The sequence below is a fragment of the Streptococcus sp. FDAARGOS_192 genome, from assembly GCF_002073815.2.
In the GTDB taxonomy this organism is placed as follows: domain Bacteria; phylum Bacillota; class Bacilli; order Lactobacillales; family Streptococcaceae; genus Streptococcus; species Streptococcus salivarius_H.
The window spans coordinates 480,237-499,345 of record NZ_CP020431.2; the positions used below are offsets into that span (position 1 = coordinate 480,237).

Consider the following 19,109-nt stretch of genomic DNA (forward strand, 5'->3'; position numbering starts at 1 on the left):
GTTGAGACTGTCTTTTGACAGTCTTTTTTGGTATAATTTTAAGTAATCGTGTATACAATTAAAAAGCCGACTGAGAAGATTTGGGGATGATAGTTCTGCAGAACTTTTTTAATGTCTTCAGGTTTTCAAGGATAGCTTAAATAAAGGAGAGTTGTCGTGTCAGACTATTTATCGGTCACATCCTTAACCAAATATTTGAAAATGAAATTTGACCGTGATCCTTATCTAGAGAGGTTATATTTGACGGGGCAGGTTTCAAATTTTCGTCGACGCCCTAGTCACCAATATTTTTCGCTTAAGGATGAAGGAGCTGTTATTCAGGCGACGATTTGGGCTGGAGTATTCAAAAAACTTGGTTTTGAACTCGAAGAAGGGATGAAGATCAATGCCGTTGGTCGTGTCCAGATTTATGAACCTAGTGGTTCTTATTCCATTATTATCGAGAAGGCTGAGCCTGATGGTATTGGGGCTTTGGCCATCCAGTTTGAACAGCTTCGTAAAAAATTAACTGCTGAAGGCTATTTCGATGATCGTCATAAGCAAGCTCTGCCTAATTTTGTCAAAAAAATTGGGGTTGTCACTAGTCCTAGTGGTGCGGTTATTCGAGATATTATTACGACCGTTAGTCGTCGTTTTCCTGGGGTAGAAATCTTACTTTTCCCTACCAAGGTTCAAGGTGAAGGAGCTGCACAGGAAATTGCTGAAAATATTCAAAAAGCCAATCAAAGAGATGACCTAGATTTACTTATCGTTGGCCGTGGTGGAGGTTCTATTGAAGATCTCTGGGCTTTTAACGAGGAAATTGTAGTTCAGTCGATTTTTGAGAGTCGTCTACCTGTGATTTCAAGCGTTGGTCACGAAACAGATACGACTTTGGCTGATTTTGTTGCAGATCGTAGGGCTGCTACGCCTACAGCAGCGGCAGAACTTGCGACTCCGGTATCAAAGGCTGATACCTTGGTTTGGATTCGTGAAAGACAAAATAGAGCCTATCAAGCCTGTTTGAGACGTATACAGTATAACCAGAAACGCTTGGCCAAATTGTCACAATCTGTTGTCTTTAGGCAACCGGAGCGCCTTTATGATGGTTATCTACAAAAGTTGGATCGACTAACAACAAGGATTGAAACCTTCATGAGTCAAGATTTCGCACGCAAACAAAAAGAAGCAGAGCTTTTGAGACAACGATTACAAGGCTTAAATCTTCTGACTAGTGTTCAGAACTACCAAGACCGTCGAGAGTCTTTGCATCGTTTATTGGTGACTACAACCAAGAATACCATTAATGGTAAGCGTGTGAGATTAGAAAAGGCACAGGATGCCTTATTGTCTCTAGATACTAGTCGTATTGTTGCAAGGGGCTATGCCATTGTCAAGAAAGATGATAAACCTTTAACAAGTACTAAGAATATTACCGAAGGTGATCAATTAACCGTCCAAATGAGAGATGGAGAACTAGAAGTAGAGGTGAAAAATGTCAACTAAAAAAACATTTGAGGAAAATTTACAGGACTTAGAAGCCATCGTCACTAAGCTCGAAACAGGTGATGTTGCTCTTGAGGATGCTATTGCTGAGTTCCAAAAAGGTATGGCCTTGTCTAAAGATTTGCAGAAGACTTTGGAAGATGCCGAAAAAACACTAGTTAAGGTCATGCAAGCAGATGGTACAGAAATGGAAATGGATGCCTAATGAGCAAGCTAAATAAAATTGATGCGGCTATCCGTGATTACTACCAAAAAAAGAATATTCCTGTATCAAGTGATTTAATCACTGCCATCCTTTATTCAGTTGATAGTGGAGGCAAGCGCATTCGTCCACTGATTTTCTTAGATTTACTTGAAGGATTTGGTTTAGAGCTTACTCCTAGTCATTTCGATGTCGCAGCGAGTCTTGAGATGATTCATACTGGAAGTCTGATTCACGATGATCTGCCGGCCATGGATGATGATGATTACCGTCGAGGACGTTTAACCAACCATAAGAAATTTGATGAAGCAACAGCAATCTTGGCTGGAGATTCTCTCTTTTTGGATCCGTTTGATCTCCTAGCACAAACAGAGCTATCAGCAGAAATTCGAGTTCAATTGATTCAAGCATTGTCTCATTCTTCAGGAACCTTCGGTATGGTAGGTGGACAAATGTTGGATATGAAGGGAGAAGGTCAGAAACTTGATTTATCGCAACTGGCTAAGATTCATGAGCATAAGACAGGTAAGCTTTTAACCTTTCCTTTTGTGGCGGCTGGTATTGTTGCTCAAAAAGATCAACAGGTCTTGGAAAATCTTCAAGAAGCTGGTCGCTTGATTGGTCTTGCTTTTCAAGTTCGTGATGATATTTTGGATGTGACTGCTGATTTCGAAGAACTTGGAAAGACTCCTGGAAAAGATGTAGTTGCTGGGAAATCAACCTATCCGGCTCTTCTTGGTTTGGAAAAATCATATGCTATTCTGGAGGAATCACTTAATAAAGCTGAGGCTATTTTCCAAAATCTAGCTGAGACTCAAAGCTTTAAGAAAGACAGTATTATAGAAATCATAGAAAGGTTACGACTCCATGCCTAAGGAAAGAGTAGACGTCTTGGCTTATAAACAAGGCCTTTTTGAAACACGTGAACAGGCTAAACGTGGCGTTATGGCTGGTTTAGTTGTGAATGTTATCAATGGTGAGCGTTACGATAAGCCTGGTGAAAAAATCGACGATGGTACAGAGTTGAAGCTCAAGGGTGAAAAACTCAAGTATGTGAGTCGTGGAGGGCTTAAACTTGAAAAAGCCTTGAAGGTTTTTAATCTGTCAGTTGAGGGCATGACGACCATTGATATTGGAGCTTCAACAGGTGGCTTTACCGATGTTATGCTTCAAAATGGTGCTAAATTGGTTTATGCTGTAGATGTCGGTACCAATCAGTTGGTTTGGAAATTGCGTCAAGATGAGCGTGTTCGTTCCATGGAGCAATATAATTTCCGTTATGCTGAACCTGTCGATTTTACGGAAGGGTTACCGTCTTTTGCATCAATTGATGTCAGCTTCATCTCTCTTAATCTGATTCTGCCGGCCTTGGCTAAGATATTGGTAGATGGAGGTCAAGTTGTTGCCCTTGTGAAACCCCAATTCGAGGCGGGGCGTGAACAAATTGGAAAAAATGGGATTGTTCGTGAGAGCAGTGTCCATGAAAAAGTGTTAGAAACAGTGACAGCTTTTGCGGTTGACTATGGCTTTTCAGTTAAGGGGCTGGATTTTTCACCTATTCAAGGTGGCCATGGTAACATTGAGTTTCTCGCACATTTGGAGAAGACAAATTCTCCTCAAAATGATGCTCAAACCTCTATTAAGGAAGTTGTAGCACAAGCACATAAGGAGTTTAAAAAGAATGAAGAAGAATGATCGTTTGGAGTTAATCCGAAAGATTGTCCAAGAAAATAAAATTACGACTCAGGGAGAATTAGTTAAATTACTCCAAGCTGAGGGCTTGAAGGCTACTCAAGCTACAGTGTCACGTGATATCAATGAAATTGGTATTACTAAAGTGCCAACAGAAGACGGCTCCTATATCTACGGGCTTTCAACTGCTCCTAGAAGAGTCAGCGGAACATCTGTTGCGCCCCGTCGCTTGTTGCGTGTTGATCGTCAACATGCCTTTATGAATATCGTTGTTCAACCTGGGACAAGCCGCCTCATCAAGAAGATTCTTTTGGATGAGTACAAGCATTTGATTTTTAGTGTCATTGCTGACGATGATACCCTCTTTTTAGTGGCTCAGTCAGAGTTAGCAGCCATCGAACTACAGGGGCAAATCATTAAGTGGGTTGAAGAATAGGAGGGCCTATGCTTCTCGAAATTACGATAAAGAATTTCGCAATTATTGAAGAGATTTCTCTAAACTTTGAGAATGGTATGACCGTCCTTACTGGTGAAACAGGTGCTGGTAAGTCCATTATTATAGATGCCATGAATCTTATGTTGGGCGCACGTGCTTCTAGTGAAGTCGTCCGTCATTCAGCATCTAAGGCTGAAATTCAGGGCTTCTTTTCAATCGAACAAAATCCTGCCTTGGTTAGTATCTTGGAAGATAATGGGATTCCTGTCGAGGATGAATTGATTATCCGTCGTGAAATCTTCCAAAATGGTAGAAGTGTTAGTCGTATCAATGGACAGATGGTCAATTTAACGACGCTTAAAGCCGTTGGGCACTTCTTGGTAGATATCCATGGACAGCATGACCAGGAAGAACTTATGAAACCTGCTCTGCATATTACCATGCTTGATGCCTTTGGTGACAAGGAATTTTTCCAGACTAAGAAAGAGTACCAAGAGTATTTTGACCGCTATCGTGAGTTAAGAAAAGCCGTTCTTGAAAAGCAGAAAAATGAGCAGGAGCATAAGGCTCGAATTGAAATGCTAGCTTTTCAGATTGCAGAAATTGAAGCAGTCTCTCTAAAATCAGGAGAAGATTTGGCATTGATGAAGGAGCGAGACAAGCTTCTTAACCATAAGCAGATTGCTGATACCTTAACCAATGCCTATGTCATGCTGGATAATGAAGATTTTTCAAGCCTTTCAAATGTTCGTTCTGCTATGAACGACCTCCAGTCTCTTGAAGAGTATGACTCTGATTACAAAGAACTCTCTGGAAATTTATCAGAAGCCTATTATGTTCTGGAAGATGTCACTAAGCAACTCGGTGACCTTTTGGATAATTTGGACTTTGATGCTGGGCGTTTGCAAGAGATTGAACACCGCTTAGATACGATTAATGCAATTACTCGTAAATATGGTGGAACTGTTGATGATGTCTTAGATTATCTGGAAAATTCAAGTAAAGAGTACAATCTTCTGACTGGCAATTCCAGCTCGTCAGATGCCATGGAACAAGAGCTTAAGCAACTTGAAAAAGACTTGCTTGCGTCTGCAGAGACCCTACAAACGGCACGCCATCAAATTGCTACCGCCCTTGAAGCTGAGATTAAGAACGAGTTATGCGACCTTTACATGGATAAGGCTGATTTTAAAGTTACCTTTACAAAAGGGAAATTTAACCGTGATGGCAATGAGCAGGTTGAGTTTTACATCTCAACCAATCCAGGTGAAGGCTTTAAACCGCTTGTTAAGGTTGCTTCAGGAGGAGAATTATCTCGACTCATGTTAGCGATTAAGTCAGCCTTTGCCCGCAAAGAAGACAAAACAAGTATCGTCTTTGATGAGGTTGATACTGGCGTTTCAGGTCGTGTTGCCCAAGCCATCGCTCAGAAAATTCATAAGATTGGGAGTCATGGTCAGGTTTTGGCTATCAGTCATCTTCCGCAAGTTATTGCAATTGCTGATTATCAGTTCTTTATTTCTAAGGAAAGCGATAATGAGACGACTGTCTCTCGTGTTCGTCTTTTGACACCTGAGGAAAGGGTGCAAGAAATCGCTAAGATGTTAGCAGGTGATAATGTGACAGAGGCTGCCTTGAGCCAAGCAAGAGCCTTGTTAAAGGTGGATGACTCTCTTTAGGAAAAGACTTGGGAAAAGCTTTCCAGTCATGCTATAATAGAATAAAAATTTGTGTTAAGCGAGAAAAATATGAGTAAAATCAGAATTGTAACCGATTCGTCAATTACGATTGAACCAGAATTGGTTGAAAAATATAATATCACTGTTGTTCCATTGTCGGTTATGGTGGACGGTGTCATCTATTCAGATAGTGATCTTCGAGAAGAAGGCCGTTTCTTGGATATGATGAAGCATAGTAAAGAGTTACCAAAGACAAGCCAACCACCAGTAGGTTTGTTTGCTGAGACATATGAAAAACTTGTCAAAGAAGGTGCAGAACAGATTGTGGCTATCCACATCATGCACACACTCTCTGGGACATGTGAAGCTTCACGTCAAGGCGCTAGCCTTTCAGGAGCAGATGTAACCGTCATCGATTCAGGCTTTACAGATCAGTGTCTAAAGTTTCAGGTTGTTGAAGCAGCTAAACTAGCCGAAGCAGGAGCTAGTCTTGATGAGATTGTAGCACGTGTGGAAGAAGTGAAAAGTAAATCTGAACTTCATATCGGTGTGTCTACCCTTGAGAATCTTGTCAAAGGCGGCCGTATTGGACGTGTAACAGGTCTACTATCTTCATTGCTCAATATCCGTGTCATTATGGAGTTGAAAGACTATCAGTTGAATACGATTGCGAAGGGTCGTGGTGCTAAGACTTTTACAAAATGGTTGGATTCTTATATTAATGGTATCAAGGATAAGGACCGCAAAGTGGCAGAGATTGGTATTTCTTATGCAGGGACACCAGATTTTGCACATGAAATGGCTGAAAAACTTGAAGTTTTGGGCGCTCCAATTTCAATCCTTGAGACTGGTTCCATCATTCAAACGCACACTGGTGAAGGTGCCTTTGCCGTAATGGTTCGCTATGAATAAGTGGAAAGAATCAGAATTAGTTAGAAGCCTCCTAGGCTTCTTCTTGCTTTTTCTCTTATTTGTCGGCCTCTTCATTTTTGTAGTTCCTAGTACGCATCAGTCATCAAAAATTGCAGGAAAGATCAAATCTATCAAAAATGAAAAGGTCACCTATGTTGCTATCGGTGATTCCCTTACGCAAGGTGTAGGTGATAGTAGTAATCAAGGGGGCTTCGTTCCTGTTTTGTCTCAGGCCTTAGAGTCAGATTTTGACTGGCAAGTGACCTCTCGCAACTATGGTATCGCAGGAAATACGAGTAATCAAATTCTCAAGAGAATGCAAGAAAAGAAGGATATTCAAAGAGATCTCAAGAAGGCTAAAGTGATGACTCTTACAGTTGGTGGTAATGATGTAATCCATGTCATTAAGGACAATATCACAAATCTTAATGTAGACACCTTCACTAAGCCAGCTCAGGACTATCAAAAGAGACTAGGACAGATTATTGAGTTAGCTCGTAAGGATAATAAAACATTGCCAATTTATATTGTTGGTATTTACAATCCTTTTTATCTTAATTTTCCAGAGATGACAGAAATGCAAACCATTGTAGATAATTGGAACCAATCTACTGAAGAAGTGTGCAAGAAGTACGATAATGTCTACTTTGTTCCTGTAAATGATTTGCTTTATAAGGGAATTGACGGTAAGGGCGGTGTTACAAGCTCTGATGATACGTCTCAGTCTAGTAACTCTTCTCAAGATAACCTGAATGATGCTCTTTTTGAGGATGATCATTTTCATCCAAATAATACAGGTTATCAAATTATGTCAGATGCCATTTTGAAGCGTATTAACCAAACAAAGAAGGAGTGGTCAGGTGAGTAAGATATGGAAGTGGTTATTTTTAGGACTCTTGGCCTTAAATCTAGCCTTAGTTAGTGTTGTGGCCTATAGAATCATGACTCCAGTGGAGACGACGAGTTCTGTATCCCTACCTAAGGGAGCAACTAAAATTGGAAAGTATAGTATGACTAGGGAGGAGCTTGACGCTGCTCTTACAGGCTTTGCCCAAGATTATTCGACCGATAAGATGCGTTTTAAGGTCAAGGTTACCAATTCTAAAATTGTTTTTGAAAGTAGCTATAAGGTTTTAGGTCACCCTGTCCCTCTTTATGTCTACTTTACGCCGGTTGTTAGTGAATCAGGAGCAATTGTACTTCATGTTTCTGAACTTTCGGCTGGAACCTTGAAACTGCCTGTTTCGGATGCCCTTAAGATGATTAAACGTTCAACTAACCTTCCTGATTACATCTCCATCGATAGTAAGAAGGGAAAGGTTACCCTAAATATTCAGTCTATGAAGAATGTGAAGGGGATTACAGCACGTGCTCAAAGCCTTGATTTGGTTAATGACCGTATCGAATTTGACATCTATAAGACAATAAATTAAAAAGCCTTTACTTTTTGCAAAAAAGCGATTAAATTAGCGTTTATTACTTGACCTCATAGGCCTTTTAGGATAAGATAATACTTGTTCAAGCGCTAAAAAAACTATTCGCTTAGAAATAAATTGGAGGATTGTTACAATGGCTAACAAACAAGATTTGATCGCTAAAGTTGCAGAAGCAACTGAGCTTACTAAAAAAGATTCAGCAGCAGCTGTAGATGCAGTTTTCGCTTCTATCGAAGAATTCCTTGCTGCAGGTGAAAAAGTACAATTGATTGGTTTCGGTAACTTTGAAGTACGCGAACGCGCTGCTCGTCAAGGTCGTAACCCACAAACTGGTGAAGCTATCTCAATCGCAGCTTCTAAAGTTCCTGCATTTAAAGCTGGTAAAGCTCTTAAAGACGCAGTTAAATAATGTAAAAACCCCTAAGATTTTAGGGGTTTTGATTTATACGAAATAAGTTAAGGAAATCTATGAAAACCATAACAGTGGTATTGATTTTTCTTTTGGTTTTTACTGTTATTAAACTATCAGGTATTGTTGCTATCAGCAAACTGATGAAGCCAAGTGAAAAACAAATCGAAGAAGCTCGTCAGAAACGTCTTCAAGCTGAGAAAGAGGGCAAGGATCCTTTTGAAGACTGGGATGAACGTGACGATGATGGTCTTGTCTAATAAGAGAATCCTCATCAAATAATAAAAAAGTTTGGAAGACCTTCCAAACTTTTTTTGTAGACTAGTCAATGTAGTGAAGTTTTCCTCGGAAGTCTTCAAGAGTTTCGTAACCTTTTTCTTCCATGATTTCTTTAAGTTCTTTAGTAATACGGTCAAAAACAGTGACACCTTCTTTTTGAAGGGCAGTACCCACTTGTACCATACTTGCACCACAAAGGATGTGTTCAAAGGCATCACGACCAGATTTGACACCACCAGTACCAATAATTTGGATTTCAGGTTTCAGACGTTGGTAGAAAGCGTGAACGTTTGCCAAGGCAGTAGGTTTGATATAGTCACCACCGATACCACCGAAACCATTCTTAGGTTTGATGACAACAGATTCATCTTCAATGTAAAGGCCATTACCAATTGAGTTCACACAGTTAACAAAGACAAGTGGAAATTGGTTAAACACTGCAGCAGCTTGGTCAAAGTGCACAATATCAAAGTATGGTGGTAATTTCACACCAAGAGGTTTTGTAAAGTAAGAGAAGACTTCAGTAAGGATCTCGGTTGTTGTTTCAAAATCGTAAGCGATTTGAGGTTTTCCTGGAACGTTAGGACATGAAAGGTTGAGTTCAACCAGCCCCTCGTAGTCGCTATCTTGAACTTTTTTAAGAATAGTGTGCGTTTCCTCAGGTGAGAGACCAACAAGTGAAAGAAAATGATTTTTTGTATTGGGTTGCTTTTGCAATTCAATGACATAGTCAAGGTAGTATTCAAAACCATTATTTGGCAATCCCATTGAGTTGATTGACCCAAGAGGTACATTCACATAACGTGGTTCAGGATTACCAGGGCGGGCCTCAAGTGTCCCAGTTTTTGTGACAAATGAGCCTGCGGCTGAAGCCTCAACCTCTGCCAATTCTTCCTTAGTCATACAATGAACACCAGCAGCATTCATGAGACAGTTAGCAAATGTAAACTGACCAACTTTTGTAGCAGTAGAAACCATAAGATCCTCCTTAAAGATCACAAAGTAAAATGTTACTATTTCATCTCATTTTAGCATGAAAAGAGGCCTAAAACAAGGAAATGTTGGACAGCTAAAAGCATCTAAAACAAAATTCTGATACCGTCTCTTTTAGCTAAGGCAAGAAGCGATAGAATTTTACAGAATTTTTTGGATTTTGCTAGCTTTTTCAAGGTTTTTTGGGTAGAATAGATAGAGTAAATGGGTATAACCCAAAATAAAAAGGAGACATAACTAATGGTAAAATTGGTTTTCGCTCGCCACGGTGAGTCTGAATGGAACAAAGCTAACCTTTTCACAGGTTGGGCTGACGTAGATCTTTCTGAAAAAGGTACTCAACAAGCTATTGACGCTGGTAAATTGATCAAAGAAGCTGGTATCGAATTTGACCAAGCATACACTTCAGTATTGAAACGTGCGATCAAAACAACTAACTTGGCTCTTGAAGCATCTGACCAACTTTGGGTTCCAGTTGAAAAATCATGGCGCTTGAACGAACGTCACTACGGTGGTTTGACTGGTAAAAACAAAGCAGAAGCTGCTGAACAATTTGGTGATGAGCAAGTTCACATCTGGCGTCGTTCATACGATGTATTGCCTCCAGCAATGGATCGTGATGATGAGCACTCAGCACACACTGACCGTCGTTACGCTTCACTTGACGACTCAGTAATTCCAGATGCTGAAAACTTGAAAGTTACTTTGGAACGTGCCCTTCCATTCTGGGAAGATAAAATCGCTCCAGCTCTTAAAGATGGTAAAAACGTATTCGTAGGTGCACACGGTAACTCAATCCGTGCCCTTGTAAAACACATCAAACAATTGTCAGACGACGAAATCATGGATGTTGAAATTCCAAACTTCCCACCATTGGTATTCGAATTTGACGAAAAATTGAACGTTGTTAACGAATACTACCTCGGAAAATAAGCTGAGATAAGTAGTTATCATTAACAAATAAAAAGTTGACTTTGGTCAGCTTTTTTCTTTTCTTGAAAATAAATGTAAATAGTGGTCAGAAAAGTCAGTCAATTCAGTAATTTTTCCTTGACTTTCAAGTTGGAAAGATGTATCATATTAACCAAGATACATCGAAAGGAAATGAGTCAAATGACATTCGCAACTACAACTGTTTTGCTATTGCGTAATGAGGGCTAGTGCAAAAGCATTAGTCCTGTTTGGCTTACCAAGCGGGAGGTAAAAACATCTCGCTTGGGTTTCCGAGTGAGATGTTTTTTTACTACTATCGTTTTTACTTTTAGAAAGAGGATTGTCTATGCGTAAAGTTGAATTTTTTGATACAAGTCTTCGTGATGGGGAACAAACACCTGGTGTTAACTTCTCAATCAAAGAAAAAGTTGCTATTGCTAAGCAACTTGAAAAATGGGGAATTTCTGTAATTGAAGCTGGTTTCCCTGCAGCTAGCCCAGATTCATTTGAAGCAGTAAAACAAATTGCAGAAGCTATGACAACAACTTCTGTTACTGGCTTGGCTCGCTCAGTAAAATCTGATATTGATGCTTGTTATGAGGCTTTGAAAGATGCTAAGTATCCACAAATTCATGTCTTTATCGCAACCAGTCCGATTCATCGTGAGTTTAAATTGAAGAAATCAAAAGAAGAAATTCTTGAAGCTGTAAAAGAACATGTGTCATATGCACGTTCAAAATTTGAAGTTGTTGAGTTTTCTCCTGAAGATGCTACTCGTACTGAGCTTGATTTCTTGACTGAAGTTGTTCAAACAGCAGTTGATGCTGGTGCCTCATATATTAATATTCCTGATACAGTTGGCTTTACGACTCCGGAAGAGTTTGCACGTATTTTTGATCACTTGACTGAAAATATTAAATCAGATCATAAAGTTGTCTTTGGTGTTCACTGTCACGATGACCTCGGTATGGCAACTGCAAATACTTTGACAGCAATTAAACACGGTGCTGGACGTGTACAGGGAACAGTCAATGGTATTGGTGAGCGTGCGGGTAATGTTGCTCTTGAAGAAGTAGCTGTTGCTTTGAAAATTCGTGAAGACTTTTTCCAAGCAACAAGTGATATTGTTCTTAACGAAACAATGAATACTTCAGAGCTTGTTTCTCGCTTCTCTGGAATTCCTGTTCCTAAAAATAAAGCAGTTGTTGGTGGAAATGCCTTCTCTCATGAATCAGGTATCCACCAAGATGGTGTTCTTAAGAACCCACAAACTTATGAAATCTTCACACCAGAATTGGTAGGTGTGAAGAGTAACAGTCTTCCTCTTGGTAAATTGTCAGGACGTCATGCCTTTGTTGAAAAATTAAAAGAACTTAAGCTTGACTTTGTTGAAGAAGATATCAAACCACTTTTTGCTAAATTTAAAGTCTTGGCTGGGAAAAAACATGATATCACAGATGCAGACATTCGTGCCCTTGTTGCTGGTACTAGTGTAGATAATCCAGAAGGTTTCCACTTCGAAGATCTTCGCTTGACTACTAATGCTGATGAAACAATCACTGCTACAGTAAGCTTGGCTAATGAAGACGGTGAATCTGTAGAATTTTTGGCCAATGGACAAGGGTCAGTTGAAGCTATCTTTAATGCTATTGATAAATTCTTCAACCAAACAGTTCGCTTGACTTCTTATAATATTGACGCTGTAACTGATGGTATTGATGCGCAAGCGCGTGTACTTGTAACTGTTGAAAATGTAGATACAGATACTATTTTCAATGCATCTGGTTTGGACTTTGATGTTTTGAAAGCATCAGCAATTGCCTATATCAATGCTAATACATTGGTTCAAAAAGAAAATGCTGGTGAGATGGCACGTAAGGTTTCTTATCGTGACCTTCCATAAGCCAAAGAGGAGTTAAACATGACAAAGAAAATTGTAACACTTTCAGGTGATGGAATTGGACCTGAGATTATGGCAGCAGGTCTTGAAGTTCTTGAAAAAGTAGCTTCAAAAATTAGATTTGATTATGACATTGATGCTAAACCATTTGGTGGTGCTGGTATTGATGCTGAAGGTCATCCACTTCCTAAGTCAACTTTGGATGCTGCTAAATCAGCAGATGCTATCCTCTTGGCTGCAATTGGTGGACCAAAATATGACAATGCGCCAGTTCGTCCTGAACAAGGACTTTTAGCCATTCGTAAAGAGCTAAATCTCTTTGCTAATATCCGTCCTGTCCGCATCTTTGATGCTTTGAAACACTTGTCACCTCTTAAACCAGAGCGTATCGAAGGCGTAGATTTTGTCGTTGTTCGTGAGCTTACAGGTGGGATTTACTTTGGTGAGCATATTCTCGAAGAAGATAAGGCTCGTGATATCAATGATTATTCAGCAGATGAGATTCGTCGTATCATGCGTCGTGCTTTCAAGATTGCCCAAGGTCGTGGCAAAAAGGTCACTAGCATTGATAAACAAAATGTTTTGGCAACTTCTAAATTGTGGCGTAAGATTGCCGATGAAGTTTCTTTGGAGTTTCCAGATGTAACTCTTGAACACCAGCTCGTTGATAGTGCGGCAATGATTATGATTACCAACCCAGCTCGTTTTGATGTGGTTGTGACAGAAAATCTTTTTGGAGATATCTTGTCTGATGAATCAAGTGTCCTTCCAGGAACTTTAGGTGTTATGCCATCTGCCAGTCATTCTGAAAATGGTCCTAGTCTTTATGAACCTATTCATGGTTCAGCACCAGACATTGCCGGTCAAGGTATTGCCAACCCAATTTCAATGATTTTATCAGTAGCTATGATGTTGCGTGAAAGTTTCAATGAAACTGAAGGGGCAGAATTGATTGAAAATGCTGTTGATAAGACCTTGAACCAAGGTATCTTGACACGTGATTTGGGTGGTCAGGCTTCGACTGCTGAAATGACAGCAGCTATTATTAGCAATCTCTAAACTCATGACACTAAAACTAGTGTTACTCAGTGTTTTGTTGGTATGGAATATCCTTGTTTTGTGTGCTTATGGACTTGATAAAAGTAAGGCCATTCAACATAAAAGACGGATTTCTGAGAAGGCATTATTATTACAGACTCTGATTTTTGGTGGTATTGGTGCATTTCTAGGTGGAAAACTTTTTAGACATAAAATTAACAAATGGTATTTTAAGCTATGTTGGCTTATAGGCATTGTTATTGATGTCGTTATTTTATACCTTATTCTAACAAGACTTTCGGATTAGCTAATCCTTAGATTATATTTGGAGTATTTTATGAGCGGAAAATCAATTTTTGATAAACTTTGGGAACGCCACGTCGTTACTGGAAACGAGGGCGAACCACAATTGATGTATGTGGATCAGCATTATATTCATGAGGTAACAAGTCCACAGGCCTTTCAAGGACTTCGTGATGCTGGACGTAAAGTTCGTCGCCCAGATTTAACTTTCGGTACGACAGACCACAACGTTCCTACAGTTGATATTTTTAACATTCGTGACCTTATTTCTAAAAACCAAATTGACACTTTGGCGAAAAACGTTGAAGAATTTGGTATTGATGCGGCTACTCACGGTACTGCTCGTCAGGGGATTGTCCATATGGTTGGTCCTGAAACAGGTCGTAGTCAACCCGGTAAATTTGTAGTTTGTGGGGATAGTCATACGGCTACGCACGGTGCCTTTGGTGCCATTGCCTTTGGTATTGGTACATCTGAGGTAGAACATGTCTTTGCGACACAATGTTTGTGGCAAGTAAAACCTAAGAAAATGAAGGTTGAATTTGTTGGTAAACCTCAGCCAGGTGTCTATTCAAAAGACTTTATTCTTGCACTTATTGCACGCTATGGCGTTGATGCTGGTGTAGGATACGCGGTTGAATATTGTGGTGAAGCTATTGATGCACTTTCAATGGATGAACGCATGACTATCTGTAACATGTCTATTGAATTTGGTGCTAAGATGGGTCTTATGAATCCAGACCAAAAAACTTATGATTATGTTGAGGGGCGTCCATGCGCACCTAAGGGTGAGAAGTTTGAAGAAGCAGTAGCTGACTGGAAAACGTTGGTTTCAGATCCAGATGCTGAATATGATAAAGTAATCACTATTGATGTTTCAGAATTGGCACCTATGGTTACATGGGGAACTAACCCTGAAATGGGTGTTGAGTTTGACCAACCATTCCCAGAAATCAAAGACTTTAATGATGAACGTGCCTACGAGTATATGGACGTTAAGCCTGGCGAGTATGCTAAAGATATCGATCTTGGCTATGTCTTTATTGGTTCTTGTACTAACGCACGTCTTAGCGACCTTGAGTTAGCTGCTAAATTCGTCAAAGGAAAACATATTGCACCAACATTGACAGCTATTGTTGTTCCAGGTTCACGTCCAGTTAAGAAAGAAGCTGAACGTCTTGGTTTGGATAAAATTTTCTTGGATGCAGGATTTGAATGGCGTGATCCAGGTTGCTCAATGTGTCTTGGTATGAACCCAGACCATGTTCCAGAAGGCGTTCACTGTGCATCTACAAGTAACCGTAACTTTGAGGGACGTCAAGGATATGGAGCTCGTACTCACCTTTGTAGTCCAGCAATGGCTGCAGCTGCGGCAATCGCTGGTAAATTTGTAGATGTACGCGATATGCCAGAAGTTCAAGCATAAGGGAGAAGATAATGGAAAAATTTACCGTCTATACAGGGAAATCAGTACCTTTGATGAATGATAACATCGATACGGACCAACTCATTCCCAAACAATTCTTGAAAGCTGTTGATAAAAAAGGCTTTGGTAAGAATTTGATGTTTGAATGGCGTTATCTTAATGATGACTACGAAGAAAATCCTGATTTTGTCTTCAACAAACCTGAGTATCGCGATGCGACTATTTTGGTTACTGGTGATAACTTTGGTTCAGGATCATCTCGTGAACACGCTGCATGGGCATTGGAAGACTATGGTTTCCGCTGTGTTATCGCTGGATCATTTTCAGATATCCACTATAACAACGAATTGAAGAATGGTATGTTGCCAATCGTTCAACCCTTGGAAGTACGTCAAAAATTGGCTGCTCTTCCTGCGGGTGAAGAAATCACGATTGACCTTCCAAACCAAGTCATTAAATCTTCAGCAGGAGAGTTTCCATTTGATATCGATCATGAGTGGAAACGTAAATTGGTTGAAGGGCTTGATGATATTGGCATCACTCTTCAATATGAAGATTTGATTGCTGCCTATGAAAAACAACGCCCATCATATTGGCAATAAGGGACTAAGTTGTTTCTCTAAGCTTTGATATTCAATCTCGCTATCAGAAGCAATGATGTGTTAGTAAAAAAATAATAATCACTTAAAAGAATGGGATAAGGACAATGTCTAAAATGTTGTTCTATCTCATTCTTTTTGTTTGAAACAGTTGATATGGTAGAGGCGTTTTTACTAGTGTCGTATGCTATAATAGAAAGATAGAAAGGAGGCCTTCATGTTTGCACAATTGGATACAAAATCTGTCTATAGTTTCATGGATAGTGTCGTAGATTTGAACAGCTACGTTGCGCGTGCCAAAGAGCTTGGCTATCAATCCCTTGGTTTGATGGATCGTGACAATCTTTATGCTGCTTATCATTTTGCCCAGCTTGCAAGTGGAAACGGTTTACGTCCTTTGATTGGTATGGAAGCTAATCTATTTTACGAGGGAAGAAAAATTCCTTTTCGTCTATTAGCTAAAAATAATCAGGGCTATAAAAATTTGATGAAGTTGGCAACAGAGCTCTCCTCAGGACAGCGTGAATTTACAGCTTTTTCGGACTATCTAAATGCTATTGCCCTCATCCTTCCGAGTGAAGACTGGGAGCCAGGGATGACTCTTGGTTCAGAGGTTTTCATTGGGGTAAGGCCAGAAGATGCTGGCAAAGAGTTTGATTATCCTGTAGTTCCCTTACATACAGTGCGTTACTTTGAGAATGCAGACCGCTCGACGATTCAGATGTTGCATGCCATCTTACAAAACGTTTCCTTGTCAGAGGCCTCTATTTGCCCTATGAATCAGCTTCTTTTCTCGCCTCAAGAAATGGAAAGTGCCTATAGTGATATTCCAGAGGCTTTGAACAATTTGGAGCAACTTGTTTCAGACATTACTTATCAATTTGATACGGATTTGAAGCTTCCACGTTTTAATCGAGATATGCCAGCAGTTGACCAATTACGTCAATTAGCTCAATCTGGATTGGAGTCTAAAAAGTTAACCTCAGCAGTTTATCAGGAACGTTTAGACAAAGAATTGTCTATTATTCATCAGATGGGCTTTGATGATTATTTCTTGATTGTCTGGGACTTGTTACGCTTTGGGCGTAGCCGTGGTTATTATATGGGAATGGGACGTGGATCTGCTGCAGGAAGCTTGGTGGCCTATGTCCTTGATATTACTGGAATTGATCCCGTTAAAAATGACTTGCTTTTCGAGCGTTTCCTAAATGAAGAGCGTTACAGCATGCCTGATATTGATATCGACTTGCCTGATATCTATCGAAGCGAGTTTCTTCATTATGTTAGGGACCGTTATGGTAGTAAGCACTCTGCTCAGATTGTTACCTTTTCAACCTTTGGAGCCAAGCAGGCTATTCGAGATGTTTTTAAACGTTTCGGAGCTAAGGAATTTGAACTGTCCCAACTAAGTAAAAAGATTTCTTTTCGTGATAACTTGACCTCTGTCTATGAGAAGAATATGTCATTTAGACAGTTGATTAATCAGAGACAGGAATTTCAGAGGGCTTTTGAGATTGCTAAGGCTATTGAAGGCCAGCCAAGACAGACCTCAATCCATGCAGCTGGTATAGTGATGAGTGATGACGATCTGACCAACCATATTCCTCTAAAAGCTGGTGAGGATATGATGGTTACTCAGTACGATGCCTCCGCAGTTGAGGCCAATGGCTTGCTTAAGATGGATTTTTTGGGCCTTCGTAATCTGACCTTTGTTCAAAAAATGAAGGAGAAACTTGAAGAAGAGCAGGGAATTACTATTGATATCAAATCCATTGACTTGGAAGATCCACAGACCCTAGCACTTTTTGCCAGTGGTAAGACAAAGGGAATTTTTCAGTTTGAGCAGGCAGGTGCCATAAACCTCCTTAAACGGATTAAACCGGCTAAGTTCGAAGAAGTCGTAGCGACAACCTCTCTTAACCGTCCCGGAGCTAGCGATTATACAGATAATTTCATTGCTCGTAAATACGGTAAGGAAAAAGTAGATCTCATTGATCCAGTAGTTGCACCAATCCTTGAGCCTACTTATGGCATCATGCTCTATCAGGAGCAGGTTATGCAGATTGCCCAAGTATTTGCGGGCTTTACACTCGGAAAAGCCGATTTGCTTCGTCGAGCGATGTCTAAAAAAGATGCCAATGAAATGTCTAAGATGTCCGAACAATTCATGGAAGGAAGTCGTCAGTTAGGACGTGACCCACAGATTGCTGAACGCCTCTTTAGTATGATGGCTAAGTTTGCAGGTTATGGCTTTAATAGAAGTCATGCCTATGCCTACTCAGCTTTAGCCTTTCAGTTAGCCTATTTCAAAACGCACTACCCACAGATATTTTATGACGTCATGTTGAATTATTCGTCTAGTGATTACATTAAGGATGCAATTGAAAATGGCTTCTCCCTAGCTAGTCTCGATATTAATAGGATTCCCTATCTGGACAAGATTTCAGATGGCAAGATCGTATTAGGTCTTAAGACTATCAAAGGCTTGCCAAGAGATTTTGCCCTTTGGATTATTGAGGATCGCAAACAAAATGGAAAATACATTTCTATAGAAGACTTTTTAACACGTATTCCTAGCAAATATCAGAAAGTCGATATTTTGACACCTCTTATTCAAATTGGTTTGTTTGATATTTTTGAACCAAACCGTCAGAAAATCATTGGCAATTTAAACAACCTCTTTACTTTTGTCAATGAGTTAGGAAGCTTGTTTGCAGAGTCCTCTTATTCTTGGGTTGATTATGAAGACTATAGCCAGACGGATCGTTATAATTTAGAACAGGAGTTACTAGGAGTTGGGCTTAGTCCGCATCCCTTACACCTTGCTCAAAAAATGGCCTCTCGTCCCTATCAACCAATTTCTGATTTGACTGTTAATAGTAAGGCGACGGTTTTGGTTCAGCTAGAGTCCGTTCGAATTATCAGAACTAAAAAAGGTGATCAGATGGCCTTTCTGAACGTCACTGATGGGATCAATAAACTTGATGTCACCCTTTTCCCAGAAACCTATTTCTATCATAAGGATAAGTTGAGTGAAGGTGGTCTCTTTTATCTTGATGGACGGACCCAGGAGCGTGATGGACGCATTCAGTTAATTTTGTCCAACATGGAGGAAGCTAGTACGGAGCGTTTCTGGATTTTACTTGAGAATCATGATAAGGACTTAGAAGTTTCTCAAATCTTAGCTAAGTATCCCGGGAACATTCCTGTCATTATTCGTTATCAAGGAAGTAAGGAAACTATCGTTAGTCAAAGATATAAAGTAGCTAAGAACGAGGAACTTAATCAGGAATTAGCACCTTATGTGTTGAAAACGGTTTTACGATAAAAAAACAATAAATCTTTTCAAATTTAAAGCCATTTAGAATTCTTTGTGTTATAATGAAA

Annotated in this window: 19 protein-coding genes; 18 read left to right on the forward strand and 1 reads right to left on the reverse strand. The window is 39.9% G+C overall.

Annotated features, from left to right (window positions below; all coding sequences use genetic code 11):
* The first annotated feature begins 156 nt into the window (after positions 1 to 156).
* The 11 genes from xseA (at position 157) to A6J31_RS03470 (ending at position 8,511) form a co-directional block, all read left to right on the forward strand.
* Positions 157 to 1,485 (forward strand): exodeoxyribonuclease VII large subunit, encoded by a 1,329-nt coding sequence (gene xseA / locus A6J31_RS03420; protein ID WP_080610450.1) that lies wholly within the window; start codon positions 157 to 159, stop codon positions 1,483 to 1,485.
* A complete protein-coding gene (locus A6J31_RS03425) occupies positions 1,475 to 1,690 on the forward strand; it encodes an exodeoxyribonuclease VII small subunit (RefSeq protein WP_080610451.1) in 216 nt (71 codons plus the stop codon). The genes xseA and A6J31_RS03425 overlap by 11 nt, the downstream gene beginning before the upstream one ends.
* Complete coding sequence (locus A6J31_RS03430) at positions 1,690 to 2,562, forward strand: polyprenyl synthetase family protein (RefSeq protein ID WP_080610452.1); 873 nt, start codon at positions 1,690 to 1,692, stop codon at positions 2,560 to 2,562. The genes A6J31_RS03425 and A6J31_RS03430 overlap by 1 nt, the downstream gene beginning before the upstream one ends.
* On the forward strand, positions 2,555 to 3,382 hold the full coding sequence (locus A6J31_RS03435; RefSeq protein WP_080610453.1) for a TlyA family RNA methyltransferase: 828 nt from the start codon (positions 2,555 to 2,557) through the stop codon (positions 3,380 to 3,382). The genes A6J31_RS03430 and A6J31_RS03435 overlap by 8 nt, the downstream gene beginning before the upstream one ends.
* On the forward strand, positions 3,369 to 3,815 hold the full coding sequence (locus A6J31_RS03440; RefSeq protein WP_080610454.1) for an arginine repressor: 447 nt from the start codon (positions 3,369 to 3,371) through the stop codon (positions 3,813 to 3,815). The genes A6J31_RS03435 and A6J31_RS03440 overlap by 14 nt, the downstream gene beginning before the upstream one ends.
* Before the next feature lie 8 nt (positions 3,816 to 3,823).
* Positions 3,824 to 5,494: a DNA repair protein RecN gene (gene recN / locus A6J31_RS03445; RefSeq protein WP_004182651.1), complete on the forward strand. Its 1,671-nt coding sequence runs from the start codon at positions 3,824 to 3,826 to the stop codon at positions 5,492 to 5,494.
* A 69-nt stretch (positions 5,495 to 5,563) separates the two neighbouring features.
* Positions 5,564 to 6,406 carry a DegV family protein gene (locus A6J31_RS03450; protein ID WP_021144300.1) on the forward strand — a complete coding sequence of 281 codons (843 nt, stop codon included), beginning with the start codon at positions 5,564 to 5,566 and terminating at the stop codon, positions 6,404 to 6,406.
* On the forward strand, positions 6,399 to 7,274 hold the full coding sequence (locus tag A6J31_RS03455; RefSeq protein ID WP_080610455.1) for an SGNH/GDSL hydrolase family protein: 876 nt from the start codon (positions 6,399 to 6,401) through the stop codon (positions 7,272 to 7,274). Before A6J31_RS03450 ends, A6J31_RS03455 begins: the two co-directional genes overlap by 8 nt.
* Positions 7,267 to 7,839, forward strand: a complete 573-nt coding sequence (locus tag A6J31_RS03460) for a YpmS family protein (RefSeq protein WP_080610456.1) — start codon at positions 7,267 to 7,269, stop codon at positions 7,837 to 7,839. The genes A6J31_RS03455 and A6J31_RS03460 overlap by 8 nt, the downstream gene beginning before the upstream one ends.
* Before the next feature lie 136 nt (positions 7,840 to 7,975).
* Positions 7,976 to 8,251, forward strand: a complete 276-nt coding sequence (locus A6J31_RS03465) for an HU family DNA-binding protein (protein ID WP_002884048.1) — start codon at positions 7,976 to 7,978, stop codon at positions 8,249 to 8,251.
* Between the two features lie 59 nt (positions 8,252 to 8,310).
* Positions 8,311 to 8,511, forward strand: a complete 201-nt coding sequence (locus tag A6J31_RS03470; protein ID WP_002883994.1) for a hypothetical protein — start codon at positions 8,311 to 8,313, stop codon at positions 8,509 to 8,511.
* 61 nt (positions 8,512 to 8,572) lie between these two features.
* Here the strand turns inward: A6J31_RS03470 and A6J31_RS03475 are convergent, their stop codons facing one another.
* Positions 8,573 to 9,508, reverse strand: a complete 936-nt coding sequence (locus tag A6J31_RS03475) for a dihydroorotate oxidase (RefSeq protein ID WP_021144297.1) — start codon at positions 9,506 to 9,508, stop codon at positions 8,573 to 8,575.
* 255 nt (positions 9,509 to 9,763) lie between these two features.
* Here A6J31_RS03475 and A6J31_RS03480 point away from each other — a divergent pair, with 255 nt between their 5' ends.
* From A6J31_RS03480 to A6J31_RS03510, 7 genes are all read left to right on the forward strand, one after another.
* The gene (locus A6J31_RS03480) at positions 9,764 to 10,456 is read left to right on the forward strand and encodes a phosphoglycerate mutase (protein WP_002884137.1); all 693 of its coding nucleotides are present in this window, start codon (positions 9,764 to 9,766) and stop codon (positions 10,454 to 10,456) included.
* 346 nt (positions 10,457 to 10,802) lie between these two features.
* Positions 10,803 to 12,359, forward strand: a complete 1,557-nt coding sequence (locus A6J31_RS03485; protein WP_014634328.1) for a 2-isopropylmalate synthase — start codon at positions 10,803 to 10,805, stop codon at positions 12,357 to 12,359.
* An 18-nt stretch (positions 12,360 to 12,377) separates the two neighbouring features.
* On the forward strand, positions 12,378 to 13,415 hold the full coding sequence (leuB, locus tag A6J31_RS03490; protein WP_014634329.1) for a 3-isopropylmalate dehydrogenase: 1,038 nt from the start codon (positions 12,378 to 12,380) through the stop codon (positions 13,413 to 13,415).
* 4 nt (positions 13,416 to 13,419) lie between these two features.
* Positions 13,420 to 13,701, forward strand: coding sequence for a DUF1294 domain-containing protein (locus A6J31_RS03495; protein ID WP_037601120.1), 282 nt, complete (start codon positions 13,420 to 13,422; stop codon positions 13,699 to 13,701).
* A 30-nt stretch (positions 13,702 to 13,731) separates the two neighbouring features.
* Positions 13,732 to 15,123: a 3-isopropylmalate dehydratase large subunit gene (leuC, locus tag A6J31_RS03500; RefSeq protein ID WP_013990716.1), complete on the forward strand. Its 1,392-nt coding sequence runs from the start codon at positions 13,732 to 13,734 to the stop codon at positions 15,121 to 15,123.
* Positions 15,124 to 15,134: 11 nt separating this feature from the next.
* Complete coding sequence (leuD, locus tag A6J31_RS03505; protein ID WP_002884116.1) at positions 15,135 to 15,725, forward strand: 3-isopropylmalate dehydratase small subunit; 591 nt, start codon at positions 15,135 to 15,137, stop codon at positions 15,723 to 15,725.
* A gap of 214 nt (positions 15,726 to 15,939) precedes the next feature.
* Complete coding sequence (locus tag A6J31_RS03510; protein ID WP_080610457.1) at positions 15,940 to 19,050, forward strand: DNA polymerase III subunit alpha; 3,111 nt, start codon at positions 15,940 to 15,942, stop codon at positions 19,048 to 19,050.
* Positions 19,051 to 19,109: the final 59 nt, after the last annotated feature.